The sequence below is a fragment of the Solimonas sp. SE-A11 genome, assembly GCF_030345715.1.
Lineage (GTDB): Bacteria > Pseudomonadota > Gammaproteobacteria > Nevskiales > Nevskiaceae > Solimonas_A.
In genome coordinates this window covers 165,147-187,483 of sequence record NZ_JAUASX010000001.1, presented here as the reverse complement: position 1 = coordinate 187,483, position 22,337 = coordinate 165,147, and the positions used below count along the sequence as shown (strand labels likewise).

The following is a 22,337-nucleotide window of genomic DNA, read 5'->3' as shown; positions in this document are numbered from 1 at the left end:
TGCCGGCGGCCGCCGGGGACGGAGTAAGATCAGCCCCAGCATTGCCGGAGATGCCCGTGTCCAAGACCTGCCTTGGAGTCATGCCAATCATCGCGCTGGCGCTGGCCGCCTGTACGCAGACGCCGATCACGGAGATCAAGCCGATCGCAGACGTCGTCGCCGCGCGCGGCTACGTCATCGGCGAGCCAGTGAAGGAAATCCTCAACCACCGGGTGGACGGCTGGAACTCGGTGGACGCCAACCACGTCATCATCAACGCGGGGCCTTCCAGCGACTACCTGCTGACCCTGATGGCACCCTGCACCGGCCTGCTGTTCACCTCGGAGCTGGGCTTCACCAGCACAGCCGGCCGGCTGACCACGCTGGACAGCGTGGTGGTCCAGGATTCCAGCGGCCGCAGCCAGTGCCCCATCTCCAGGATCGAGACCCTGAAACGTGTGAAGCACACGAGTGATTCCGGCGCGAAGCCCTAGCGCCGTCCCCACCGTCGTCGTCGCGGCCCGGAAATCCGCGACCTCACTCCATTTCCCTCGCCTGAGGACTCGCTCCTGCTCACTGCAGCGCGTGAACGACCCCTCATTTCTGGTGAAGTGTCATGCAAAGACGGTACAAGGGCGGTTCCAACAACGAGAACGAACCCTCCTGAATACACCATGAAAGCCGTATCGGGCATCGAAGAAACCCACACGCTGGTCCGTGGCATCCGTCCGACCATGGATGTGGAGCACGTGGACATCGAGTCCGGCAGCGACCTGGCCGGCGACATTGCCCTGCTGCTGCAACAGACAATCCAGGTCCAGCCCGATCGCAGCGATCTCTGGCTGATGCTGTTCGACGTCTACCGTGCCCAGGGAAATCGCGACCTGTTCCGCCGGGCTGCCAGAAACGCACGCGCGCAGCCGGTCGCCAACCAGGCGCTGGACTGGAGCGCCGTTGAAGGCCTCTGGGCAGCCTTCAACGAAGGCGAGGCGCTCGATCAGGCCACCCCCGAGACACCCCGCCAGGTCCCGACGCCCGACGCCGAGCCCGAGCCGGTCACGGCCGCCCCCCGCAAACGCCGCCTGGGCGACATGGTCCAGGGCGAAGCCCATGAAACACTGGAGCGCCTCGCGTCGCGCTATCGGGAGCTGCGTCGGGAGGCGCGCTTCCATGAGAGGGTATTTACCGCGATTGCTCCCGTGCTGCAGCGCCCTACCCCGTTGGTGCAGCTGCCGCTGGCGGTGTCGGACAGGGAGCAGGCCCGCGTACTGATCAAGCGCGAGGACAGCCGCCGGACCACGCCGGAATTCGAGAACGCCGTGGTGCAGGCCAGTATCGCCAAGCTGCTGCAGAAGAAAGCCTTGCTGTGCTCCAACGAGTTCAAGCAGCACAGCCTGGCGGTGGCACGCGTGGCCGAAGTGCAGCAGATGCCCTGCACCATCTTCCTGCGCCGGCAGGACCTGCGCGACGACCTGTCCCTGCTGATGGAGTTGACCAAGCACGGCGCCCGGATCGAGGTCACCGACGAGGACGACGCCCGCACCGCCGCCCTGCGACACTGGGCCTCGGTGGAGGAGAGCACGCACTTCGTGCACAGCCTGGGCGCCGGACCCCATCCCTACGCCCTGCTGGCCAACGATTTCCACGCGCTGCTGGGCCACGAAACCCTGATGCAGTACCGGCAGCACCCCGGCATCCGGCCGGTGTTCCCGATGCTGGTGGCCGCTACCCAGAGTCGCGCGGACAGCATCGGCTTCATCCTGCCGTTCCTGCGTGAAGCCTCGGCCGAACTGGTGTTGATCGAGCCTGATCACGAGCCGATGGAAGACCGCGAGCAGAAGGCCTGGAGCGGGGCCTACCGCGAGCGTCGTCGCGAACATGCCTGGATCAAGGGCAGCGGCCGCGTGAAATATCCCGAGGTGTCGGTCGATGAAGGTGCCCGGGTCCAGCAATACCTGCGCAGCCAGCTTAAGTCCGAGCTGGCGCTGGACGACGCGCGCGCCGTGGCCTACGCCATGCAGACTGCCCCCAGCCTCCGCGGTCGCGACATCATCGTGCTAGTGGGCTGAGCGCCGGCCAGCGGCGCTTGCGCCGCTGGCCGTTGCCGGAGCCAAGCGTAGAATGACCGTCAACCTCCGGGAGCATTGGACATGACGATCGAAAGCGAGCACGACATCGCCGGGCTGCGGCGTATCGGCAGCATCGTGTCGCAAGTGCTGCAGCGCATGCTGGAAGCGGCCGAGCCGGGCATGACCACCCGCGAGCTGGATGCCCTCGGCGCTGCCCTGCTCGCCGGACAGGGAGCACGCTCCGCTCCGCAGCTGGCCTACGACTTCCCCGGCGCTACCTGCATCAGCCTCAACGAGGAAGCCGCCCATGGCATTCCCGGCGAGCGGGTCATTCGTGCCGGCGACATGCTGAACATCGATGTCTCGGCGGAGCTGGACGGCTACTTCGCCGACACCGGCGGCACGCGTGCGATCCCGCCGGGCAGCCCCTTGAAGACGCGCCTCTGCCAGGCCACGCAGTCCGCGCTCGCCGAGGCAATGAAGGTGGCCCGTGCCGGCCAGCCGATCAACAGCATCGGCGCCGCCATCGAGCGCGTGGCACGCCAGCATGGCTTCCGCGTCATCGAGAACCTGGCCAGCCATGGCGTGGGTCGTGCGCTGCACGAGGAGCCGGTCGATATTCTCGGCTACCACAATCCCCGCGACCGCCGCCTGCTGAAGGAAGGCATGGTCATCACCATCGAGCCCTTCCTGTCGACCCGGAGCCGCACCGTGCGCGAAGCCACCGACGGCTGGACGCTGATGGCGGCGCCCGGCAACCTTTCGGCCCAGTATGAGCACACCATGATCATCACCCTTGGCTCACCACTGGTGATGACGCTGCACTGAGGGCCATGGCAATGCGGCGGGTTCAGTGCCGCTGCACCTCCACCGGCGAAACCGCGGGCGCCTCGTTGCCCCAGTTGCCGCGCGCGTAGGTCAGCACCGCGGCGATCTCCTCCGACGTGAGACGCTGCGCGAACGAGGGCATGCCATGCGGCTGCGGATGCCGCGCCGTGCTCGGGCCGTAGCCTCCCAGCAGCACGCTGCGGATGGCATTGCCGGCCGAAGCCCCCGTGAGCATGCGGTTGCCCACCAGGGCCGGGTAGACGTAGTCGCGTCCCTCGCCCTGCTGGCCGTGGCAGTCGGCGCAGTGCTGGCGGTAGATCGGCTCGCCGCTGCGCATCAGTTCGGCCCTGCGTGCGGCCGACACGCGCGGCTGGCGCGGCACGGGTGCGTCGCCCACCGGCGGCAGGCTGCGGATGTAAGTGACCATGGCATCGATATCCGCGGCTTGCAGGTACTGCAGGCTGTGGAACACCACCTCGGCCATCGGCCCGGTGGTGACGCCATGGCGCGAGGTGCCGCCCTGCAGCAGCTCCACCATCTCGGCCGCCTGCGCATCCGACATCGGCTGCGGCGACGCCAGCGGCGGCGCCTCCCAACCCAGCGTCGGAATTGGCCCACCACCGTAGTTGCGGGCCAGGTCGATCCCGCCCAGCGCGTTGCGGGCCGTATGGCAGGCGTTGCAGTGCCCCAGTCCTTCAACCAGGTAGGCGCCGCGGTTCCACTGCGCCGTGCGCTGCGCATCCTCGCGCTGCTCACCGGGGCGGAAATACAGCGCGCGCCAGGCGCGCAGGGCGAGCTGGGTGTTGTAAGGAAAGCGCAGCTCCGGCTCCTGCCGCGGCGCTGCCACCGCAGGCAGCGATTGCAGGTAGGCGAAGATCGCATCGCTGTCCTTCCGGCTCACCCGCGTATAGCTGGTATAGGGAAAGGCCGGGTACAGCAGGCGGCCGTCGCGCGAGCGGCCGTGATGCATGGCACGCCAGAACTCGCCCGGCGTCCAGGCCCCCAGCCCAGTCTGGCGATCCGGCGTCAGGTTGGTGCTGAACACATCGCCGAAGGGCGTGCCGATGCGGCGGCCACCGGCATACGGCGCCTGCCCGGCCTGCGTGTGGCAGGCGATGCAGTTGCCGGCGCGCGCCAGGTAACGGCCCTGCTCGATCCGCGCGGCCGTGGCTGGCAGCGCCGCTCCCTCGACTAGCGCAGGCTCCCGCACGTCCGGCCAGGCCAGCCACAGTGCGGCGGCCAGTGCAGGCAGCAGCAGCAACGCGAACCACTTCAGCAGGGTCTTCACGGCACACCTCCACAATCGATCGGCAGCGGCTGGTCGCGGCGCGGCGCGGGGCGATGCTCCTGCGGCAGCTCGCGGGTCGCGATCCAGGCGGTGATGGCGGCGATCTCCTCGCCGCTCAGGCGTCGCGCGATGTCGGCCATGCAGTCGGGCGCGGGCGCATGCCGCGAGCCGTTGCGCCAGGCCCCCAATTGGGCCTGCAGGTATTCGTCACGCAGGTTCAGCAGGCCGGGGATGGCCGGCTGCACACCCAGTAGCTGGTCTCCGTGGCAGGCTGCGCAGGCCGGCAGGCGCCGGGCGGCATCGCCCTGCTCCACCAGTTGGCGCCCGCGCGCCAGCACGGCGGCGGTGGCCCGCGGCGGGCGCGGCACCTGCGCCGGCTCACGCGTGCCGTAGTAGGCCGCCATGTCGCGCAGGTAGTCGTCCGACAGCCAAGCCAGCATCTGCTGCATCACGGCATGCTTGCGACGGCCGTCGCGGAATCCGAGCAGTTGCTGATACAGGTAGCCCGCCGGCTTGCCGGCGATCGAAGGCGCGTATGACTCGGCGGCCGAGCGACCCTCTTCGCCGTGGCAGCCGGCACAGGCCTGCACGCGTTCGGCCATCGGGTCCGCCGGGTTCGCCCCGGCCGTGCCGGCGCAAGCCAGCAGCAGGGCCGTGAGCCATGCCGCCTGGAATCGCTTCTTCATCTGCCCACCTCGTCCACATGCGTCCCATGACGCCGGTGGTGATTGTCCGGCGCCGGGACAGGGCCGTGAGTCGTCAGAAGCGGCAAAAAAACCTATAACAGATGATCGCCTGACGTATAACTGTTATAGGTTTTATCGGGGCATCTGGTGATTAACTCCCCGACGCAGGCACGGCACTCTGGACGCCATACCGGAGATGTCCCGATGCCCCGCGCCGATATCCAGCCAACTGCCGCCAACGCCCGCCTGATCAAGCTGATCGACGGGCAGCCGCGGCTGGTCGCGGACCAATGGCAACTGCTCGCCCCGGGATCGGTAGCGGTAAGCCGCAAGCCGATCCTGCATATGGCGAGCTGGGCGCAGCGGCCGCGCGGTGGCGCCTGCGGCATCTGGATCGGCCCCGATGACGATTTCGAAACCCGCACCGGCTTCCTGACGGAGGCGGCGCTGATCGCAGTGCGCTTCCCGAGCTTCCGCGACGCCCGCAGCCTGTCGGTGGCGCATCGCCTGCGCCAGCAGCACGGCTGGACCGGCGAACTGCGCGCCTTCGGCGATGTGCTGCGCGGACAACTGCGCCAGATGCGCCGCTGCGGCTTCGACAGCTTTGAACTGGCCCCCGGCCAGGATCCGCAGGACGCCCTCAAGGCCCTGGCCACGCGCAGCCTCCCCCATACCCTTCACCGGAGCACAACATGAACCAGCCCAAGCCGACCGGCCCCATCGCCACGCCCACGCTGATGCAGACCTTCGCCAGCGTCGCGGCCTCGTTCTTCGGGGTACAGAGCTCGCGCAACCGCGAGCGCGACTTCACGCATGGGAACCCCTGGCACTTCCTGCTGCTGGGATTCGTGATGACCGGCATCGTCTCGCTGATCTTCTACGGCGCGGTACACCTGGCACTGCGGATGGCGGGCCAGTGAGGCTGGCCGCCTGGGTAAGCGCTGAAGAAGTCCGTTCGTGCTGGGCCTGTCGAAGCACGGGCAGACTTTTCCCAAGGCCGGACAATTAGTTACCGTTCACTCCCTTCGACAGGCTCAGGACGAGCGGTAACCTCTTCAGAGCTTCCCTAGCGGCATTCGCGCGCGAGCTGCCCCAGCGTCTTCAGCGCGCGCAGCACGCGCCGGTCTTGCGGGTGGCCGTAGTTCAGGCGCAGGCAGTTCGAATAGCGGTCGCGCGCGGTGAAGATTGCACCGGGCGCGATGCTGATGCCCTGCTCCAGCGCGCGGCGGTGCAACTGCAGGCTGTCGGTGCCACGCGGCATCTCCACCCACAGGAAGTAACCGCCCTCCGGCCGCGTCACGCGCGTGCCCTCGGGGAAGAACTCGCGGATCGCGTTGATCATCGCATCGCGTTCCACGAACAGCGCATCGCGCAGGCGGCGCAGGTGGCGGTCGTAGCCGGCGCCTTCGAGATAGTTGGCCAGGGCCAGCTGCGATGGGATGGCGGCGGACAGCGTCGTGCCCAGCTTGAGCCTGCGCACCGCCGCAGCATGGCGCCCCGGTGCGGTCCAGCCAATGCGGTAGCCCGGCGCCAGGCACTTGGAGAACGAGGAGCAGTGCAGCACGTTGCCGCTGTGGTCGAAGGCCTTGGCCGGCTTGGGACGCGTGGAGGCGTAGTACAGCTCGCCGTACACATCGTCCTCGATCATCGGCACGCGGTAGCGCTCCAGCAGGGCCACCAACTGCTCTTTGCGCTCCTCCGGGATCAGCGCCCCGGTGGGATTCTGGAAGTTGGGCATCAGCCAGCAGGCCGCCGGGCGCTGCTGGCGCAGCACCGCCTCCAGCGCGGCCAGGTCGATACCTTCGCCCGGATGGGTGGCGACCTCGATGGCGCGCAGGCCGAGCCGTTCCAGCGCCTGCAGTGCCACGTAGAAGGTCGGGGACTCGATCACCACGGCATCGCCCGGCCGGGTCACCGCCTGCAGACAGAGGTTGAGCGCCTCCATGGCGCCGTCGGTGATCACCAGTTCGTCCGGCGGAATCTCCATGCCGTCGATGTGGTAGCGCAGCGAGATCTGGCGTCGCAGCTCCCAGTTGCCGGGCGCCAGGTCGGTGACCGTGCGCCAGGGGTCCAGGTGCCGCACGCTGCGGTTGAGCGAGCGATACAGGCTCTGCAGGGGAAACAGCAGCGGGCTGGGAAACGCCGAGCCCAGCGGCACGACCACGCGCCGTTGCACGGCATCCAGAACTTCGAAGATCAGGTCGCCCTTCTTCACCGCGGTGGAGACGGTGGCGGAGCGCGACACCGCCGGTTGCGGCGGATAGGCCTGGGGCCGGCTGCCGACGTAGTAGCCCGAACGCTCCCGCGCCACGATCAGGCCGCGAGCCTCCAGCCAGTGGTAGGCCTTCAGCACGGTGACCACGCTCAGCCCGCGATGGCGCGCGGCTTCGCGCACCGAGGGCATGCGCTGCCCCGCCTTGAGGGCACCGCGCTCGATCATCTCCGCCAGATCGTCGGCGTAGGCCTTGTAGAGGGTCATCCCGGTCTGGGGCCAAGCCCCGTTGTCATCCGCCAGAGAGCCAGTCTAGCGGATGGAATGCCCTCAGCGGCCGAAGATCTTGTCCAGGGCCTTGTTCAGGGCCTTGTCGACGGCACGGTCGGTGGTCTGGTCAACGCGGTAGTCCACCGCATTCTCCACGCGGTTCTGCTGGCGCTCGGCCTTTTCGGTGACGACCTGCCCCACCCCATCCACGACACCAGGCGACGGCTCGCCCTGCGCCTGCACAGTGGTGATGCCCAGGCCCAGCAGCAGGGCCAGGCAACGAATGCTGTTGTTGTTCATGAACCGATCTCCGCAATCCCCAAAAGCGGCTGCGAGTATTCCGCCGGCACCGGCCGGCATCCGTGCGCTGCCGCACGCTTGGAAGGCAGACTGAGACGCGCCGCACAGGGCAGTGGGCTTGGGGGCATCGCCGGGCGTGTTCGAGCCTCGTAACAAAAAGGGAGCGGGCCACAGCCCGCTCCCCGTGATGACAGCTCGACTCGCTCAGGCCGGAGGCAGGCATTCGCCCGCGGTGGAGGTGAAGTTGCGGTATGTCACCTTGGCGGTGCCGCCCGCCGCATTGGTGTAGAGGGTCAGGTAGAGCTCGCGGCCGCTGGGGCCGGAGGTCGGGCTGTAGAGCTCGATCTCATTGCCTGCTGCCGGTCCCGGGAAGCTGCTGCCGTCCTTGATGTCATAGCCGTTGGCCAGGTATTGCGCCTGCGAGATGTTGAAGCTGCCCAGGGTCATGCTCCCGTCTGCGGCCAGCGTAAAGGTCGTGGTCCCGTTCAGGGATGGCGTGCCGCTGGCCGCCGCACCGCAGTTCAGCGTCTGCGTGCGCGCCAGGCTGCCGATCAGCGAGGGCGCATTGAGACTGCCCAGGCTCGCGCTGCCGCTGACGGCCGTGCAGCCGGGCGACTGCCGCGAGGGCCCCACCTGCCCGCTGGCCAGGCTGCCATCGCCGTTGAACTGCAGGCGGATGTACAGTCCATCGCGCTCGATGAGGAGCGCCAGCACTGCGGAGCTGCTCAATTCGATCGTCCCGCCCTGGCCTGCGCCCACGGCCACCGCGCCATTGAGCGTGCTGCTGCCATCGGCGGCGATCGTCACCGTCTTCGTCACCGGCCCACCCTCGGCAGGGCAGGACAGCACATAGGTTCCGGCAAAGGACGCGCCGATCTGCGCGGCGAGGGTGCCGGCCGGTTCAGGCTCCTCCTCCAATGGCGAGGGCAGGATGTTGCCCTCATCCGGCTCGGTGAAGTCCGTACGCAACTGCGTGTAGCTGCGCCCCTCGTCACGCAGCGCCTCGCCCAGGCGATCCAGCAGGGCATCGTGGAGATCGGTCGGCGTGCCGGCGGAGAGCGGTGCCAGGAACGGATCGAACGTCCCCGCCGGAGCCGGCAGCGTGTAGCCAGCGGTGCCCAGATCCGTGCGCAGGGCGGCGATGGCACCGGGCAGGTCCGTCGCCGCGTCGCCCAGGCGGGTGGCGCCAGTGGCGGCAAACCAGGTATCGAGACTGCCCCCCACGGCGCGCGCCAGGGCCAGGTCGGTCAGCGGCGTGACGTTGACGCTGATGGCGCCGTCGCGGTTGGTCGCCAGCGAATAGAAAGTGTTGGTGTTGGCGGCGCCACCGGTGGTGCCGCCAGTCACGCGGACCGCGCAGGGCAGCGCCGCTGCGGGCACGGCCGCGATGCTCCAGCTGCCGTTGGCGGCCGTGGTGGCGGAGTAGGTGCTGTCGTCGGCACAGCGCAGGCTGACCTGGCCACCGGAGATCGCCGCGCCGATGGCGGCAAGGCCGCCCACCGTCTTGGTGACAGCCGGCGGCGGAGTCGTTCCATCCGGGCCGGCACCGTCGTTGTCGCTACAGCCTACAGCCAGGGCCGTGCCAAGCAGCAGCAGGCACCGCAGGACCTTCTTCATGTTCACTCCCCCGGAGAGCGTCGTGGATGGCGATGTCGCGGACCAGTCCCTGGCGGAAGCGGCGCACGATCCCCCCAGAGTATGCCGCCACCACAGCCAGAGGCTGTGCGCTGGTGCACGCTTGGCCGCAGATGCACCCCATCCAGAGGGTAACGGCGCCGGGCAAGGTCTCAGTCCTGCAGCTCCGCCAGGCTGGTTTCGTACAGCGCCGCCACGAAATCGGTCTGCGTGATCATGCCCACCAGCTTGCCCTGGCCGTTCACCACCGGCACGTGATGCAGGCCGGCATCGGACATCAGTGGCACCAGCTCGACAATGGGGGTGCCCTCGCGCACCGTCTGCACCCGGGTGGTCATGATCTGCCCTACCACCTCGTGCTTGTCGGTGTGGCTGTGCGCGGTATAGGTCAGGAAAGCGCGCAGCCGGCGGCCCATGCCGCGCAGTTCCAGCGGATCGATGTGGCGCAGGAAATCCGAGCGCGTGACGATGCCGATCACGTGCCGGCCACGGTCCACCACCGGCAGCGCCTGGACGGCGTGCTCGCGCATCAGCGCCCAGGCCTCCGCGAGTTTGCTGCCGAACTCCACGGTGACGATGTCGCGCGCCATGATGTTGGCGCAGCAAGTCTCGCCGAAGCGGCGGCGGTGGGCGTGGCGCTCGGTACGCAGGAACAGGTCCTCCAGGTCGTCGGCGCTGATGTCCAGCACCTGGTCATGCGCCTTCAGCACCGCCTGCAGGTCGGCGCTGGTAAAGCCCAGGCGCGTAGTCGGCAGCAGATCGGCGGTATGGTGCGGATGCGGCACGACCGGCTGCTGCGCATGCGGATAGCGACGGCCGACGGCGCGGTTGTAGATCACGGCAGCCGCCACCAGCAGCAGGCCATTGAGCATCACCGGCGCCAGCACGAAGCCATAGCCCAGCGCCTGCACCTGGCTTCCGCCGAGCACCGCCGTGAGCGCGATCGCGCCGCTGGGCGGATGCAGGCAATGCAGCGCAAACATGGCGCCGATCGACAGGAAGATCGCCGCGGCGGCCGCCGCCACCGGCGCCGGGATGTAGCGCGCGCAACTGACGCCGATCAGGCTGGCGACGAGATTGCCACCGAGCAGCGACCAGGGCTGCGCCAGCGGGCTGGCCGGCAGCGCGAACAGTAGTACCGCCGAGGCACCCATCGGCGCGAGCAGCCAGACAGCCCCCGGCGTGGCGCCGAGGATCGCCGTGCTGCCCAGGCCGGCGAGCAGGACGCCCAACAGGGCGCCGGTACCCGAGCGCAGGCGTTCCGCCTGGCTGACGGTGGCGGCGGACGGCAGCAGGCTCCGCAGCCAGCCCGGCAACAGGTTTTCCATGGAGATTCGGGAGACAATGATGAGTCGCCAATTACATCATGTTGTGACATAACAGCGCCACCCGCCGAGCCCCGCCCATGCCCTCTCCCCACCCCGCCCCGACCCCGCAGGATTACCAGGCGCTGTCGGAGTTCCGCTATCAGTTGCGGCGCTTCCTGCGCTTCAGCGAGGACGCCGCACAGGCCGAGGGGCTGACCGGCCTGCAGTACCAGTTGCTGCTGCACATCAAGGGCAATCCGGAGCGTGACTGGGCGCTGGTCGGCGAACTGGCGGAGCGCCTGCAGATCCAGCAGCACGGCACGGTGGCCCTGGTGACGCGCTGCGAGGCCGCGGGGCTGGTGCAGCGGGTGCGCAGCGAGACCGACCGCCGGCAGGTCCAGGTGCGGCTGACGGCCCGGGGCGAGGCCTGCCTCAAGCGCCTGGCGGCGCTGCACCGGGCACAACTGCAGTCGTTGTCCGGCGTATTTCAGGTGGCGCATATCTCCGCCTTCAACGACCAGCTCTGAAGGCCGCAACGAAGAACGGGCCCGAAGGCCCGTTCCGCGTACCGCATCGTCCAGCCTTCAGGGCTCCGCGCGCACGAGCCGCGCCGTGGCACGCCGCACCAGCGGCAGTACCATCAGCAGCACCGGGAAAGCGACCACCCAGGACAGCGCCCAGGCGCTCATCCAGAGCGACAGGAAGTGCGGAGCCAAGCCGATACCGCGCAGTGTGCTGATCAGCGACACGATGCAGGTCATGATGATGGACAACAACAGCGGCATCACCAGGGTCGCATAGCGCGGCAGCAGCTTGCGGATGCCGAAGACGATGGTGTGCTGCGGGTTTGAAGCGTTCATTGCAATCTCCGTGATCCGGTCCGCCGGGCGCCACGCTCCCGCAGGGCGGAGGACCGCCCGGCGAACTGGAGATGTGACGCGTTGGTTGACGTGAACGCTTACGGCCGCCGGAGGCTCCGGTAGCGGCGCGCAGACTAGCGGCGGCCGTCCATCGATGCAAGCAGCGGGCAACACGCACCGTCGCGGTGCAGGCTCGCGTCAAAATCTTGGCATACGGTTTGCTGATTTAAATCCGGGCACTGCTGCCCCCGTGTTGTGCGGCCGATGACGTCCGCGACTGTTCCGAGCTTCAGCCAGGGAGTCGCCATGTCAGAGCCTGTTTTATTTCCCTTCATCGGATCCGCCATCGAGGTCATCGCCCTTCTGGGCCTTGGCCTCGCACTGCTGCTCCAGCTACCGCGCTTCACCCAGGGACTTCGCTCGGTCGCCGGCCGGCTGCGGAGCGACAAGCCGCGCGCGCCGGTCCGCTGAAGGCTTCGCCTCAGCTACACATACAAGTAAGGGATCCCATGCACCACCTCCACCTCCGGTTGCAACCCCGCCTGATCCCCCTGCTCGCCGCCGCAATGTTCTGCGGCGCGGCGCAGGCGGACGACGACTATGACGACCGCTACTACATCCAGCCGATGGCCTCTTACGTCTTGGCCGACGACGCGCGCAACACCGACGATGGCATCGGCGCGACGCTGGCCTTCGGCAAGCGCATCACGCCGATGTTCGAATTGGAGTTGCGTGGCAACTACCTGAAGTACGACGCCAAGAGCATTGATCGCGGCCTGGTCGGCGGCCTGCTCTGCGGACTGCTGCCCTGCCCTGAACCCGAGGACGTGGAGATCTACGCACTCGGTGCCGGCGCCAACCTGTTCCTGGGCCGCCACTTCTACCTGCACGGCGACGTCATGGGCGGCGACAGCACGCTGATGAATGCCGGCATCGGCCTGCACCTGGGCGGCAGCGACGGCGGCTGGGGCCTGCGTGCCGAGGCGCTGTTCCACAGCGACGAGGGCGACTACGAGGAAACGCAGTTCAACCTCGGCCTGCACATCCCTATCGGCAGCCGCGCCGCCCCCAAGGAAATCGTTGAACCGGTGCAGGTGGTGCCGCCGGTGGAAATGGCCGCCGAGCCAGTGCCGCCACCCCCGGTGCCGCCCTGCGAACTGCCGGCACCAGGCCAGCCGATGACGCTGGAAGGCTGCAAGGCCGGCGACGTGATCGTGCTGCGCGGCGTCAACTTCGAGTTCGACAAGTCCAAGCTCACGGTCAACGCCAAGACGCTGCTCGACATGGTGGCGGACGCCCTGCTGGCGCGTACCGACATCAAGGTGGAAATCGACGGCCATACCGATGCCAAGGGATCGGATGCCTACAACCAGAAGCTCTCCGAGCGTCGCGCGCAATCGGTCAAGGACTATCTCAGCAGCCGCGGCGTGGACCTGATGCGCATGACCACGGTCGGCTTCGGCGAGAGCAAGCCGATCACCACCAACGACACCGACGAGGGCCGCGAGCTCAATCGCCGCGTGGAACTCAAGGTGGTGGAGATCAGCGGCGCCGCGGTGGTCACCTATGCCCCGACACCGGAAGGTAGCTCCGAGGTGCAGATCGCCGAGCCGGCACCGGCTGCGGCCCCCATGACTCATGCCCATGAGCCCGAAGCCCTGCCGGAGACCGTCCTGGTGCCGGAACCGGAGGCTGCCCCTGCACCGGCGCCGGCCGCGGCCGGCGGCAATGCTCAGGTCACGATCGGCATGATGGTGTTCGAGCCCAAGGAGATCACGGTCACGGCCGGCAGCACGGTGACCTGGACCAACGACGATGGCTCCAACCACAACGTCTCCTTCAGCGACCAGAAGAGCGGCCGCATGAAGAAGGGCGCCACCTGGAGCCGCAGCTTCACCACGCCGGGCGAGTATCCCTACGACTGCTCGATCCACGGCCCGTCGATGTCGGGCAAGGTGATCGTGAAGTGAACTGAATGGGGTGTGCTTTCCCGCGGCGGATGCCTCCCCTTCCGCCGCGGGATTCTTTTTTTCGGGGCTTTCTGTTGAGCTCTAATCCAGGCGCTCGATGTGCACGCCCGGTTCCGGCGTGAGCCGGGCCAGCAGCGGCGCGGTGGCCTGCACGCGGCCGTCCTCGTGCACCACCAGCAGTTGCGTCAGGCCCAGGCGGCGGGCCAGCAGCTGCCACCCCTGCGGGCCCGACACGAACAGTGCGGCACCGGCGGCTTCCGCCCAACTGCCGTCGGGATGCAGCACCGTCAGGGCGCGCAGGCCCTGCGCGGGCCAGCCGCTGCGCGGGTCCAGCAGGTGCGAGTAGCGACGCCCCTGGTATTCGAACCAGCGCTGGTCGTCGCCGTGCGTGTTCACGGCCTCGTCGCCGGTCTCCAGGCTCGCCAGAAGGCCGGGCTGGTCCGGATCAGCGCGTGGATCGCGGATGCCGATGCGCCATGCGCGCTCATGCCGCTGGCCCCGTGTGGCCAGGTTGCCACCGGCATCTACCGTCGCGTCGGTGAAGCCGTGATGCGCCAGCAGGTCCAGCGCCGCATCCACGATCCAGCCCTTGGCGATACCGCCGAAATCCCAGCTGACGCCCGGCGCAGGACCATAGTGGCCCGCATCATCGTAGGGCGCCGCGGCGCGCAATGCCTCATGCGCGGCCGCGATGTCATCGGCCGGCGGCGGGGCATCACGGATGCGTGCGACATCGTCGAAGCCCCAGAGCCGCACCAGCGCCCCGATGCGCGGCTCGTAGGCGCCACCGGTGCGCAGGTGGATCTCCCAGGCGCGGCAAAAGAGGGGCCGCATCACCATGGGTATGTCGACTGCCTCGCCGGCCGCCAGGCGCCGGTTGATGCCTCCCAGCGCGCCGCTGCCCCAGGCCCACCAATCGCGGCCGAAATCCTCGATCAGCCGCCGCACTGCCAGGACCGCCGCCTCGGCATCGTTGCGGCGTCCGCGGCAGGCCACGGTCACCATCACCTCGGTACCCATGGCCAGGAAGCGCCGGCGGATGATCGCCGGCGTCTGCAGCCGCAGGCCACGCACCAGCAGCGGTCGCATCATGGTCATGCGAGACGTCCTGTCAGCCCGATCAGCCTATTGCCTCTTCCTGCGGGCACTGCTGGTGCGATACATCATCCAGATGCCGCTGATCGCCAGCAGCATCGCGGCGATACCGACGAAATTGATCACCCAGGCCCCGAAGCTGCCGAACAGCCGGCCGCTGTGCGCGTCCACCAGGACATGCTCCAGCGAAACGCTGGGCCGGGAATACGGCGTCAGCCGCGACCGTTCGCCGTCCGGCAAGGGCTGCGCCTCCGACCATTCCACAGCCGTGGACGCGACCGGCGTCCAGCTGTTGCCCTCGTCCAGGCTCTGGAAGGCGTCCAGGTCCTGCACGGCGATGCTGCCCGGATGGCCCTTCACGCTGCCGATGCGGCGGATGGTGGACACCGGCAGGATCGGCGGCGTCAGTTCGTCGATGCGCTCGCCCTTCGGGGTCAGCAGCAGCAGGCTCTCCGTCGCTGCGACGAACAGCAGCGGCTTGTCGGCACTGCCGCCCTGCACGAAGCCGCGCAATTCGCGGATCGGCGTCTCCAGGGGCTTGGCATCGATCAGGGTGTAGTCGCTGGTGGAGGCGAGCCAGTAGTTGCCGGCACGGAAGCCCACCTGAGGCGGCTCCGGATGGAGGCTGTAGAGGCGCATGACCCAATCCCAGTCGACCCGCTTGGTGTCGTAACCCCAACTGGCGCTCTGGTTGATCAGGAACCCGCTGAAGCCGAGCCAGATCAAGAACAGGAAGGCGAACAGGCCGGCGCGCTTGTGCCACTCGCGCAGCAGGACATTCAGATTGCGTTTGGGCCGCACCCCCGCCGGGGAGGGCGCTGCACCCATGCGCAGTCGCTGCATCCAGCGCTGCCAGCGCGCGCCGGGCTCTCGATCACCGTCAGGCACCTGGGCCGCAAGGGTCTGGGGCTCGGGCATGGTGATCACCGGGCCAGGGAGTCGAGCACGAGGGCGGTGCGTGCCATGCGCTGCATCATCTTCACCGAATAGGTCGCGCCGGAAACGTTGTCGACCTTCCTGTCGATGCCGTTGCCGGAGGCGCGGGCGCCCACCAGCTGCTGCAGGAAAGAGCGCTCCGCGATCTGCTCGCCGCGCGACTCGCGATAGATCAGCACGCGGCCGAATTCCACGACACCGTTCTGCACCACGAAACCGGACGTGGTGGGAACGTAGCCCTCCTTGCCGATGTCGTCGAATATCCAGGCAGTCCGTCCATTGGGCGCGCGCCAATAGCGCAGGCGCGCCTGCGGATAGCGGCGGCCATAGACACCGGAGAGTTGGGACTGCTTGGCATCGTCCAGGTCCAGCGTCGAAGCCGGTGGCACCGTGGCGCCGAAGGCCTCCGCCAGGAAGGCCTCGGGCGTCTGGAAGGTCTTGAAGAATTTGTCCATCTCCCCCGCACCGATCGCGACCTTGGTCATGGGCAGGGCCAGCAGCGCCAGCGCGCCACGCAGTAAGGAACGCCGCGTTCCGGAAACGGCCGGCGCCGGGGGGACGGAGAGTGCGAACTTTTCTGGTGATGTGGTCATCGTTATCGGATCGTTCATGGGTGGGCGAACCGGCCTGCCTCGCACGCCGAAGCGGCCCGAGGGCAGGCCAAAAAAAACGTCCACGTCGCCGGAAACTCCGGTGGCGTGGACGTCGGTGTCCTCGAATGCAGGCAGCCTCGTCGCTGCCCGCAGGATAAAAGTAGCAATCGCTATGCCAGTATTTCGGATGCCACGTTTAAGCGCCTGACCCGGTGTACTTTTTCAGGGCGGATGCGCCAAGACGTGGAACACCCGCAGGCAATCTGCTGCGTTGTAAACGAGCGCAGGCGCGCGCTGGTGGTGCGAATCTGCGTCATGAGAGAGCTTGGTGAGCGCAGCGAATGCTGTTGATGTTCGGGCCCCTTCCAGTAGCGCCCGCCCGGTGGTCGGGCGCAGGGTCGAGCCAGGCATGGATGCCCGGCCGAGGACACGCAGGCCATGGATGGCCTGTGTGCCCGACCCGTCGCTACCGACCGCCGGGCGGCTTGCCCCGTCTCAGCGGGGCCGCCAAAGAAAAGTAACTCGCCCTTAGGCGAAATTAACCTCCAAAGATCCAAAGCACCTGACCGGTGTCGTCGCCGGCATCAACGTTTTTGACCAAGAGCCCCACACTCCAACAAAGCGACGGAGAAGGGAGAGAGATCACCCCCCCAACTCCGTCCACACATCCGCCGCACTCAGCAGCGTCCGCGAAAAATCCCCGATGCGCTGCTTGCGGTCCATCGCCATGCGACGCAGCAGGTTGTAGGCCGAGGCCTCATCCAGGCTGCGGCGCTTCATCAACAGGCCCTTGGCCTTCTCGATATCGCGCAGATCAGCCAGCCGCGTCTTCGCCCGATCCAGTTCCTGGTGCAGCGCCTGCTGCATTTCGAAGCGGGCAATCGCCAGGTCGAGCAATGCACTGAAATTGCGCCGGCTCTGCAGATCGTCCACCACGTAGGCGCTGACGCCCGCATCCAGTGCGCGGCGCGTGGTCTGCGCATCGCTCTGCTCCGCCCACAGCACGATGGGCCGCGGATGCTCGCGGTACATCTCGCCCAGCGACTGCAGGATGTCCCGTCCAGGGGCATCGACGTCGATGAACACCACCTCCGGCTTGTGCACTGCCACGGCCATGGTCAGGTCCGCATGGGTGTTGAACCGGGCCACCACCTGGTGCCCCTCCGTAACAAGGGCCCTTTCCAGCAAGGCCAGCCTTTCCTGGTCGTCGTCGACCAGCATCACACGTAGTTTTGTGTGTTCAGAAAGCATGGATTGTTCCTTCTCCCGATCCCCATCAAATATGTTGCAAAGCAGATGCCACTTTTCTGCCGGATTGATGCGTCCATCCGATACTTGTGGGGAAGAATGCCCTCCCCACCCCCTTGAAAAGGTTTTGAGGCTAGAATCCGGCTACCTGACCGCTTCGGAGCCGGGCGTGCGCCTCTCCCTTTACACCGATTTGTCCTTGCGCCTGCTGGTGTATCTCGCCGGCAATACCGACGGAAAACCCGTCGGCACTGCGCGCATCTCGGAGCAGCTGCGTGTTTCCACGCATCATCTCCACAAGGTGGCACAAGGCCTGCGCAAGCTCGGCTATGTCGAGACCGTCAGCGGCCGTCTCGGCGGCCTGCGCTTGCTCACGCCCATGGACCAGCTGCGCATCGGCGACGTGGTGGAAGCCATGGAAGGCAGCGGCCGGCTGGCCGACTGCAAGCGTGGCCCCTGTGCCCTCAACGGCGCCTGCCTGCTCAAGTCCGCCCTGGATGCCGCAGAGCGCGGCTTCCTCGACGAGCTGAAGAAATACACCCTCGCCGACGTCGTGAAGGGCCCCACCCTGGTGCGCCTCAACCGTCTGCTGCGCGCCGCCTGATCCAGATTGGAACCGCGAAAAAAAGAACCCCGTTGGCCAGCCCAACGGGGTTCTTCAGTTTGCGGCACCTGAACCGGACGAGGAGAGGAGCGCCGGACAGGAACCACGCCCTTACCTGGTGACGATTACCCGCGTGAACGGTGCCAGCGCCGCGATCAGGTGATTGCAGGTCTTGTAAGGCACGTTGTTGCGCTCGCAGGCGTTGTAGGCCGCTTCCACCACCGCGTTGAACTGCGTCATGGTGATACCCAGGTCCGCATGCGCCGCGCTCATGCTGGCGCCCTGGTATTCCACCGCACCGCCCAGCACCATCTGCTCGAGTTGGGTGTTGAGCGCGATCTGGCGCTCCACGTTGCCGAACTCGCGGAAGATGTGGCTGATGCGGTTGTCGAGCATGATGTAGTAGAACAGGCTCTCCACCCAGGCATGCACGCCAGCCGCGCCACCGAAGTCGTCGAGCGCGCTCTTGGGAATGCCGAGGATGGGCTTGGTCTTCTGCTCGCCGGCGAAGGCGGGCTGGGCGGAGGCCGCCAGCAGCGCTGCGCCGGTGAAGAGGCTGAGGCCGATCTTTGATAGCTTCATGATGTTTCTCCTGTGTGGGGGCCGATCAGAACGTGGCGTGCATCGACATGTAGAAGCCGTTCTGGTCCTGCGCCACCGAGATGTTGCCGAGCATCAGGTAGGCGATGACGAAGGACAGGTTCTTGTTCGGCGCATAAGCGAAGAACACGTCCATCCAGTCGCTTTCCTTCTCTTGGGTCAGTGCATCCTCGACCCCGCCCAGCACGCCGCCCAGCAGATCGGTGAGGCCCGTGAGCGGAAGGCCGGCGACCGTAACGCTCTTGCCGTCCAGGTTTCCGCCGTGCTGCTGGTACTCGAAGCCGATCGCGGTATTCTTGCTCAGCAGGTGGGCAACGGACGCCTCGAAGCGGAACTCCTTGTCGTTGGTGCATCCGCTGGCGCTGCACTCGCCGAAGCCGGTCAGGCCGATTTCATTGGCGGAGGTGTAGCGCACCGTGAAGTTCACCAGCGTGCTGAGCGGGAAGAACACCTTGGTAGCCGCGACATAGGCTTCCCAGTCCTTGGCCTTGTTCGCACCGAGGGTGCGGATCAGTTCCTTGGTCGTGTTTTCCTTGTACAGGCCACCGATGGCCACCTGTGGGATCCAGCTGTCGGAGGTGTAGACCGCATCGCCGAACAGGCGCAGCTTGGCGCCGTAGACGTCCATCTGCAGCGTGGAGTTCCAGGGATCGGTGCCCAGGTCCAGGCCCGCCGCTTCCGCCACCAGTGCCACCGTATCGAGGTTGGACAGGTTCAGCGAAAGCTTGTGCGTGGCGTAGGACAACTCGAAGCGATCGTAGAAGCCTATCGCGCCGCCGAACACGTTCAACTGCAGCGCCGGCAGGTTGGCGTAGGTATAGCCCACGCCGCCGTTGATGCCGTCGCGGGTTTCATAGCCCGTGATGGTGGCCCAGGGCACGGCACCGCCGCCGCCCGCACCGTCCACCGTGAACACGCCGCCGGTAAGGAATACCTTGCCGTCGTTGTACCCCGCAGACGCCAACCCGCTGTGCATTGCCGCTGCCGCGCCGAGGATTGCGGCGCAGGACCAGAGGCGAAGCTTGCTCCCTTGTGACCCATTCATCTTGAAACTCCTTGTTTGTGGTACCCCCGGAATCGTTCCGGCGTCCCAACCGCCCAAAAAAAAACGTCCACGTTGGCCGGCTGCGATGCCGACAACGTGGACGTCTCTGTCCGTTCGGGGCGGGCGACTCTGTCCGCTCCCTGTTTGCGAGCACTTCAGGCTCACTGTTTTCAAATCAAGCAAACGCCATGCCACTTATGCTGCGATGCACATCCATGCATCAGGACGGCAGGAAATTGATCGGATAGTTGGCGTAGGTATAGGGCGGCACGTCCTTCGCTCCGAAGTTGAGCATGCGAACGCGCTGCAGGATCTTCTGTTCCAGGTCGGGATTGCCGAAGCTGCTGGACACCAGTTCGCAGCGCGTCACCGAGCCGTCGGGCGCAATGGTAAGACTGACCACGATCTTGCCGGCGCCGACATCGGCACTCTCGCGCGCCGCGCGGTTGAAGATAGAGAACAGCGAGGACTTGTTACGGTCGAAAGCCAGCTGCAGCTCCTTGAGGGAGCGCGATCCACCGGCATCCCCTCCCGCGCCCGCAGCATCCGCCCTGCCCGTTCCGAGCGCGCTCTGAACCTCCGCGGTGCGGCGCGCACCGATGCTGCCGCTGCCCTGCACCGCCGTGACGCTGCGCGCACCGCTGCCGATGCCGCTGCTGCCACTGGCCGCCGAAGCCGCCAGCGTTTCGCCGCTGCGGCGGCTGCTGATGGACGTAGCCGAATCGCGCACCAGCGTCTGCGGGCCCGTCACCGGAGTGCTGTCGCGCATCGACGAAAGCTGGTCCCGCATGGTCATCAGGCCGGATCGTGCGGCGAGCTCGCGCGGAGCCGGTGCAGCGGGAGCCTTCTTTGGCGCAGCCTGCGCCGGAGTGGGTTTGGCTTGCGGCTTCGGCTGGGGCCTGGACACCGGCGGTTCGGCCACCGGCTTCATGCGCAGAGGCGGGGGCGGAGGAGGCAACAGCGTCACGCGAACCGGCTCCTCCTCGGCATCCGGCATGACGAACGTCCAGGACTGCAGCACCAGCATCGTGGCCAGCACCAGGGCCAGGCTGCCGGTGGACCAGGCACGGAAGCGCCGATCTGCCTCGGCGGTAATGCCCCACTCATCACCCAGGCGCAGGCCCACCGTGGTGCTCATGCCCCATCTCCGGGATCGCGCTCCGCCACCGCCAGCGAAACCTGCGCATAGCGGTTGTCGCTGCAGGCGTTCATGACTTCGCGCAGCGCGCGGTAGGACACGCGCTTGTCGGCCAGGATGTTGATCTCGCCGCGATCGGTCCCATTGGCCATCGGCAATTCGGCCAGCGCGGCCCGCAAGCCCGCACTGTCACCGCGCAGCAGTTGCGCCGTGCCCTGCACCACCCGGTCGCCCAGGCGCACCTCTTCGGTGCCCACCGTGATCGCCACCGCAGGATTCGGCTCGGGGCTGATCGCCGCCGCGGGCAACTGCAGGGCCGGCGGCGTGGGGATAACCTGCACCACCAGGGCATTCACCAGAAGGAAGAACACCAGCACCGCGAACACGTCGATCATCGATACCAGGTTGATGACGGCACGGCGCGAGCGGCCGCGAAGTTCGCGGGCCTGCCGGCGCTGGTGCTGGCGTGCATTCATGTGCCGCGCTCCACGTCGCCGAGAGCGATCTTCGGGAACAGTTCGGTGGGCAAGCCGATCCGGCGGGACGCGGCAGGCATACGGCGCAACGTCTCCATCACCTGCACCACTTCGTCGTAGGACACGTCGGCATCGACCAGCAGCGTAACCTGCTGCTGCGCCGGAGCCAGCTGTTTGGCCTGCACCAGCAGGGCCGACAGCGCCGCAAGGTCATGCCCTGCCGCCGTGCGCGGCAGCCGCCGTCGCGGAGCCGGTGCGATCTCCACCAGCATCGCCTCGGACAGCAGGCGCACCACCGGCGGCGCGGGAGCTGCGGCCATGGCGGCGCCGGGTGCCGGCAGGTCCAGCCCGAAGACCTTGAGCTTCAGGGCCCCGACGGAAGCACTGACCAGCAGGAAGAACACCAGCACGGCGAAGACGTCGATCATCGACACCAGGTTCAGTTCCTCCTGTTCGCCCTGGCGCAGCAGGCGCTGCTGCCGGCGCTCACGTCGGCGACTGGTGCGCGGAAATTCGTCTTCGTCGAGGGACCAGGTGCTCATGGCAGGGGTCTCAGCGAGCCGCCCGCGCGGGATTGCAGATGCTGCTGACAAAGCGCGAGCAGACCGATTCGAGACTGTCCACCAACTCACCGGTGCGGCTCTGCAGCCAGGAATGCAGCAGCAGCGAGGGAATGGCGACCATCAGCCCGAAGGCGGTACAGTTCATGGCCTCGGAGATTCCGGCGGAGAGCAGGTCGGCCTTCTGCGAAGCATCGGCGGCGCCCAGTGCCGCGAAGGCACCGATCAGGCCCAGCACGGTGCCGAGCAGGCCCAGCAGCGTGGCCACGTTGGAGAAGGTGGCGAGGTAGTGCGTACGCCGCTCGATGGCCGGCAGCACTTCCATCAGGCCTTCCTCGGTGGCGATCTCCAGCTCGCTGCGCCGGCTGTCGATGCGCGTCTGCGCCAGGCCATTGGCCAGGATCTTCGCCACCGCGGTATCAGAGCTGGCGGTCAGCAGTTCGGCACCGGCCAGGTCGCCCTGCGCCAACAGCGGCGAGACCTCCGACCACAGTCGGCGGTTGTCGCGCCGCCAGCGCATCAGGAAGATGAAGCGCTCCACCGCGACCGCCAGCGCCAGCGCCAGCGTGATCGCGATGGGGTACATGAAGATGCCGCCGCTGTTGAAGAAGCGGGCCAGGGGTTCGAAGGTTTCCATG

Annotated in this window: 26 protein-coding genes; 9 read left to right on the top strand and 17 right to left on the bottom strand. The window is 67.3% G+C overall.

The features are described 5' to 3' along the window. Window positions 1-56 precede the first annotated feature (56 nt). From QT386_RS00995 to map, 3 genes are all read left to right on the top strand, one after another. Entirely contained in the window at window positions 57-473 is a 417-nt protein-coding gene (locus QT386_RS00995; protein WP_289271864.1) for a DUF6491 family protein, read from the top strand. A 180-nt stretch (window positions 474-653) separates the two neighbouring features. Beyond that, a complete protein-coding gene (locus tag QT386_RS00990) occupies window positions 654-2,048 on the top strand; it encodes a hypothetical protein (protein ID WP_289271863.1) in 1,395 nt (464 codons plus the stop codon). 81 nt (window positions 2,049-2,129) lie between these two features. After that, entirely contained in the window at window positions 2,130-2,876 is a 747-nt protein-coding gene (gene map / locus QT386_RS00985) for a type I methionyl aminopeptidase (RefSeq protein WP_289271862.1), read from the top strand. 22 nt (window positions 2,877-2,898) lie between these two features. On the opposite strand, the gene QT386_RS00980 is transcribed toward map, so the two are convergent. Both QT386_RS00980 and QT386_RS00975 read right to left on the bottom strand, forming a co-directional pair. Next, on the bottom strand, window positions 2,899-4,164 hold the full coding sequence (locus tag QT386_RS00980; RefSeq protein ID WP_289271861.1) for a c-type cytochrome: 1,266 nt from the start codon (window positions 4,162-4,164) through the stop codon (window positions 2,899-2,901). After that, entirely contained in the window at window positions 4,161-4,850 is a 690-nt protein-coding gene (locus QT386_RS00975; protein ID WP_289271860.1) for a c-type cytochrome, read from the bottom strand. Before QT386_RS00975 ends, QT386_RS00980 begins: the two co-directional genes overlap by 4 nt. A gap of 204 nt (window positions 4,851-5,054) precedes the next feature. Here QT386_RS00975 and QT386_RS00970 point away from each other — a divergent pair, with 204 nt between their 5' ends. Continuing rightward, the gene (locus QT386_RS00970; RefSeq protein ID WP_289271859.1) at window positions 5,055-5,546 is read left to right on the top strand and encodes a DUF934 domain-containing protein; all 492 of its coding nucleotides are present in this window, start codon (window positions 5,055-5,057) and stop codon (window positions 5,544-5,546) included. After that, window positions 5,543-5,770, top strand: coding sequence for a DUF2970 domain-containing protein (locus QT386_RS00965; RefSeq protein ID WP_289271858.1), 228 nt, complete (start codon window positions 5,543-5,545; stop codon window positions 5,768-5,770). Before QT386_RS00970 ends, QT386_RS00965 begins: the two co-directional genes overlap by 4 nt. 146 nt (window positions 5,771-5,916) lie before the next feature. Here the strand turns inward: QT386_RS00965 and QT386_RS00960 are convergent, their stop codons facing one another. From QT386_RS00960 to QT386_RS00945, 4 genes are all read right to left on the bottom strand, one after another. Then, entirely contained in the window at window positions 5,917-7,329 is a 1,413-nt protein-coding gene (locus QT386_RS00960) for a PLP-dependent aminotransferase family protein (RefSeq protein WP_289271857.1), read from the bottom strand. Between the two features lie 63 nt (window positions 7,330-7,392). Beyond that, window positions 7,393-7,632, bottom strand: coding sequence for a hypothetical protein (locus tag QT386_RS00955; RefSeq protein ID WP_289271856.1), 240 nt, complete (start codon window positions 7,630-7,632; stop codon window positions 7,393-7,395). A gap of 204 nt (window positions 7,633-7,836) precedes the next feature. Beyond that, the gene (locus QT386_RS00950) at window positions 7,837-9,249 is read right to left on the bottom strand and encodes a hypothetical protein (protein ID WP_289271855.1); all 1,413 of its coding nucleotides are present in this window, start codon (window positions 9,247-9,249) and stop codon (window positions 7,837-7,839) included. Window positions 9,250-9,419: 170 nt separating this feature from the next. After that, entirely contained in the window at window positions 9,420-10,595 is a 1,176-nt protein-coding gene (locus QT386_RS00945) for an HPP family protein (RefSeq protein ID WP_289271854.1), read from the bottom strand. Window positions 10,596-10,672: 77 nt separating this feature from the next. Here QT386_RS00945 and QT386_RS00940 point away from each other — a divergent pair, with 77 nt between their 5' ends. Next, entirely contained in the window at window positions 10,673-11,101 is a 429-nt protein-coding gene (locus QT386_RS00940; RefSeq protein WP_289271853.1) for a MarR family winged helix-turn-helix transcriptional regulator, read from the top strand. Window positions 11,102-11,158: 57 nt separating this feature from the next. Here QT386_RS00940 and QT386_RS00935 read toward each other — a convergent pair whose 3' ends face one another. Next, window positions 11,159-11,434, bottom strand: coding sequence for a DUF2798 domain-containing protein (locus QT386_RS00935; protein WP_289271852.1), 276 nt, complete (start codon window positions 11,432-11,434; stop codon window positions 11,159-11,161). Window positions 11,435-11,740: 306 nt separating this feature from the next. On the opposite strand from QT386_RS00935, the gene QT386_RS00930 reads away from it, so the two are divergent. Then, the gene (locus QT386_RS00930; RefSeq protein WP_289271851.1) at window positions 11,741-11,905 is read left to right on the top strand and encodes a hypothetical protein; all 165 of its coding nucleotides are present in this window, start codon (window positions 11,741-11,743) and stop codon (window positions 11,903-11,905) included. A 38-nt stretch (window positions 11,906-11,943) separates the two neighbouring features. Further along, window positions 11,944-13,404: an OmpA family protein gene (locus QT386_RS00925; protein ID WP_289271850.1), complete on the top strand. Its 1,461-nt coding sequence runs from the start codon at window positions 11,944-11,946 to the stop codon at window positions 13,402-13,404. A gap of 81 nt (window positions 13,405-13,485) precedes the next feature. Here QT386_RS00925 and QT386_RS00920 read toward each other — a convergent pair whose 3' ends face one another. From QT386_RS00920 to QT386_RS00905, 4 genes are all read right to left on the bottom strand, one after another. Then, on the bottom strand, window positions 13,486-14,502 hold the full coding sequence (locus tag QT386_RS00920; protein ID WP_289271849.1) for an FAD:protein FMN transferase: 1,017 nt from the start codon (window positions 14,500-14,502) through the stop codon (window positions 13,486-13,488). A gap of 27 nt (window positions 14,503-14,529) precedes the next feature. Further along, the gene (locus QT386_RS00915; protein WP_289271848.1) at window positions 14,530-15,417 is read right to left on the bottom strand and encodes a PepSY domain-containing protein; all 888 of its coding nucleotides are present in this window, start codon (window positions 15,415-15,417) and stop codon (window positions 14,530-14,532) included. A 5-nt stretch (window positions 15,418-15,422) separates the two neighbouring features. Continuing rightward, a complete protein-coding gene (locus tag QT386_RS00910; RefSeq protein ID WP_289271847.1) occupies window positions 15,423-15,920 on the bottom strand; it encodes an FMN-binding protein in 498 nt (165 codons plus the stop codon). Window positions 15,921-16,670: 750 nt separating this feature from the next. Further along, a complete protein-coding gene (locus QT386_RS00905; RefSeq protein ID WP_289271846.1) occupies window positions 16,671-17,279 on the bottom strand; it encodes an ANTAR domain-containing response regulator in 609 nt (202 codons plus the stop codon). A gap of 166 nt (window positions 17,280-17,445) precedes the next feature. On the opposite strand from QT386_RS00905, the gene QT386_RS00900 reads away from it, so the two are divergent. Continuing rightward, the gene (locus QT386_RS00900) at window positions 17,446-17,880 is read left to right on the top strand and encodes an Rrf2 family transcriptional regulator (protein WP_289271845.1); all 435 of its coding nucleotides are present in this window, start codon (window positions 17,446-17,448) and stop codon (window positions 17,878-17,880) included. 111 nt (window positions 17,881-17,991) lie between these two features. On the opposite strand, the gene QT386_RS00895 is transcribed toward QT386_RS00900, so the two are convergent. The 6 genes from QT386_RS00895 to QT386_RS00870 form a co-directional block, all read right to left on the bottom strand. Next, entirely contained in the window at window positions 17,992-18,462 is a 471-nt protein-coding gene (locus QT386_RS00895) for a group 1 truncated hemoglobin (RefSeq protein ID WP_289271844.1), read from the bottom strand. A gap of 25 nt (window positions 18,463-18,487) precedes the next feature. Then, window positions 18,488-19,525, bottom strand: a complete 1,038-nt coding sequence (locus QT386_RS00890) for a DUF3034 family protein (RefSeq protein ID WP_289271843.1) — start codon at window positions 19,523-19,525, stop codon at window positions 18,488-18,490. 220 nt (window positions 19,526-19,745) lie between these two features. Then, window positions 19,746-20,663, bottom strand: a complete 918-nt coding sequence (locus QT386_RS00885; protein ID WP_289271842.1) for a TonB family protein — start codon at window positions 20,661-20,663, stop codon at window positions 19,746-19,748. Then, entirely contained in the window at window positions 20,660-21,139 is a 480-nt protein-coding gene (locus tag QT386_RS00880) for a biopolymer transporter ExbD (RefSeq protein ID WP_289271841.1), read from the bottom strand. Before QT386_RS00880 ends, QT386_RS00885 begins: the two co-directional genes overlap by 4 nt. Continuing rightward, window positions 21,136-21,681 (bottom strand): biopolymer transporter ExbD, encoded by a 546-nt coding sequence (locus tag QT386_RS00875; RefSeq protein WP_289271840.1) that lies wholly within the window; start codon window positions 21,679-21,681, stop codon window positions 21,136-21,138. The genes QT386_RS00880 and QT386_RS00875 overlap by 4 nt, the downstream gene beginning before the upstream one ends. Window positions 21,682-21,691: 10 nt before the next feature. Beyond that, on the bottom strand, window positions 21,692-22,336 hold the full coding sequence (locus QT386_RS00870; RefSeq protein WP_289271839.1) for a MotA/TolQ/ExbB proton channel family protein: 645 nt from the start codon (window positions 22,334-22,336) through the stop codon (window positions 21,692-21,694). Window position 22,337: the final 1 nt, after the last annotated feature.

Excerpts from the sequence above, each read along its gene's own strand:
- QT386_RS00910 (WP_289271847.1), bottom strand. The coding sequence starts at position 15,920 with ATGACCAAGGTCGCGATCGGTGCGGGGGAGATGGACAAATTCTTCAAG.
- map (WP_289271862.1), top strand. The coding sequence starts at position 2,130 with ATGACGATCGAAAGCGAGCACGACATCGCCGGGCTGCGGCGTATCGGC.
- QT386_RS00945 (WP_289271854.1), bottom strand. The coding sequence starts at position 10,595 with ATGGAAAACCTGTTGCCGGGCTGGCTGCGGAGCCTGCTGCCGTCCGCC.
- QT386_RS00955 (WP_289271856.1), bottom strand. The coding sequence starts at position 7,632 with ATGAACAACAACAGCATTCGTTGCCTGGCCCTGCTGCTGGGCCTGGGC.
- QT386_RS00965 (WP_289271858.1), top strand. The coding sequence starts at position 5,543 with ATGAACCAGCCCAAGCCGACCGGCCCCATCGCCACGCCCACGCTGATG.
- QT386_RS00895 (WP_289271844.1), bottom strand. The coding sequence starts at position 18,462 with ATGAAGCTATCAAAGATCGGCCTCAGCCTCTTCACCGGCGCAGCGCTG.
- QT386_RS00925 (WP_289271850.1), top strand. The coding sequence starts at position 11,944 with ATGCACCACCTCCACCTCCGGTTGCAACCCCGCCTGATCCCCCTGCTC.
- QT386_RS00885 (WP_289271842.1), bottom strand. The coding sequence starts at position 20,663 with ATGAGCACCACGGTGGGCCTGCGCCTGGGTGATGAGTGGGGCATTACC.
- QT386_RS00950 (WP_289271855.1), bottom strand. The coding sequence starts at position 9,249 with ATGAAGAAGGTCCTGCGGTGCCTGCTGCTGCTTGGCACGGCCCTGGCT.
- QT386_RS00915 (WP_289271848.1), bottom strand. The coding sequence starts at position 15,417 with ATGCCCGAGCCCCAGACCCTTGCGGCCCAGGTGCCTGACGGTGATCGA.
- QT386_RS00940 (WP_289271853.1), top strand. The coding sequence starts at position 10,673 with ATGCCCTCTCCCCACCCCGCCCCGACCCCGCAGGATTACCAGGCGCTG.
- QT386_RS00935 (WP_289271852.1), bottom strand. The coding sequence starts at position 11,434 with ATGAACGCTTCAAACCCGCAGCACACCATCGTCTTCGGCATCCGCAAG.
- QT386_RS00990 (WP_289271863.1), top strand. The coding sequence starts at position 654 with ATGAAAGCCGTATCGGGCATCGAAGAAACCCACACGCTGGTCCGTGGC.
- QT386_RS00890 (WP_289271843.1), bottom strand. The coding sequence starts at position 19,525 with ATGAATGGGTCACAAGGGAGCAAGCTTCGCCTCTGGTCCTGCGCCGCA.
- QT386_RS00870 (WP_289271839.1), bottom strand. The coding sequence starts at position 22,336 with ATGGAAACCTTCGAACCCCTGGCCCGCTTCTTCAACAGCGGCGGCATC.
- QT386_RS00960 (WP_289271857.1), bottom strand. The coding sequence starts at position 7,329 with ATGACCCTCTACAAGGCCTACGCCGACGATCTGGCGGAGATGATCGAG.
- QT386_RS00880 (WP_289271841.1), bottom strand. The coding sequence starts at position 21,139 with ATGAATGCACGCCAGCACCAGCGCCGGCAGGCCCGCGAACTTCGCGGC.
- QT386_RS00970 (WP_289271859.1), top strand. The coding sequence starts at position 5,055 with ATGCCCCGCGCCGATATCCAGCCAACTGCCGCCAACGCCCGCCTGATC.
- QT386_RS00920 (WP_289271849.1), bottom strand. The coding sequence starts at position 14,502 with ATGACCATGATGCGACCGCTGCTGGTGCGTGGCCTGCGGCTGCAGACG.
- QT386_RS00905 (WP_289271846.1), bottom strand. The coding sequence starts at position 17,279 with ATGCTTTCTGAACACACAAAACTACGTGTGATGCTGGTCGACGACGAC.
- QT386_RS00930 (WP_289271851.1), top strand. The coding sequence starts at position 11,741 with ATGTCAGAGCCTGTTTTATTTCCCTTCATCGGATCCGCCATCGAGGTC.
- QT386_RS00975 (WP_289271860.1), bottom strand. The coding sequence starts at position 4,850 with ATGAAGAAGCGATTCCAGGCGGCATGGCTCACGGCCCTGCTGCTGGCT.
- QT386_RS00875 (WP_289271840.1), bottom strand. The coding sequence starts at position 21,681 with ATGAGCACCTGGTCCCTCGACGAAGACGAATTTCCGCGCACCAGTCGC.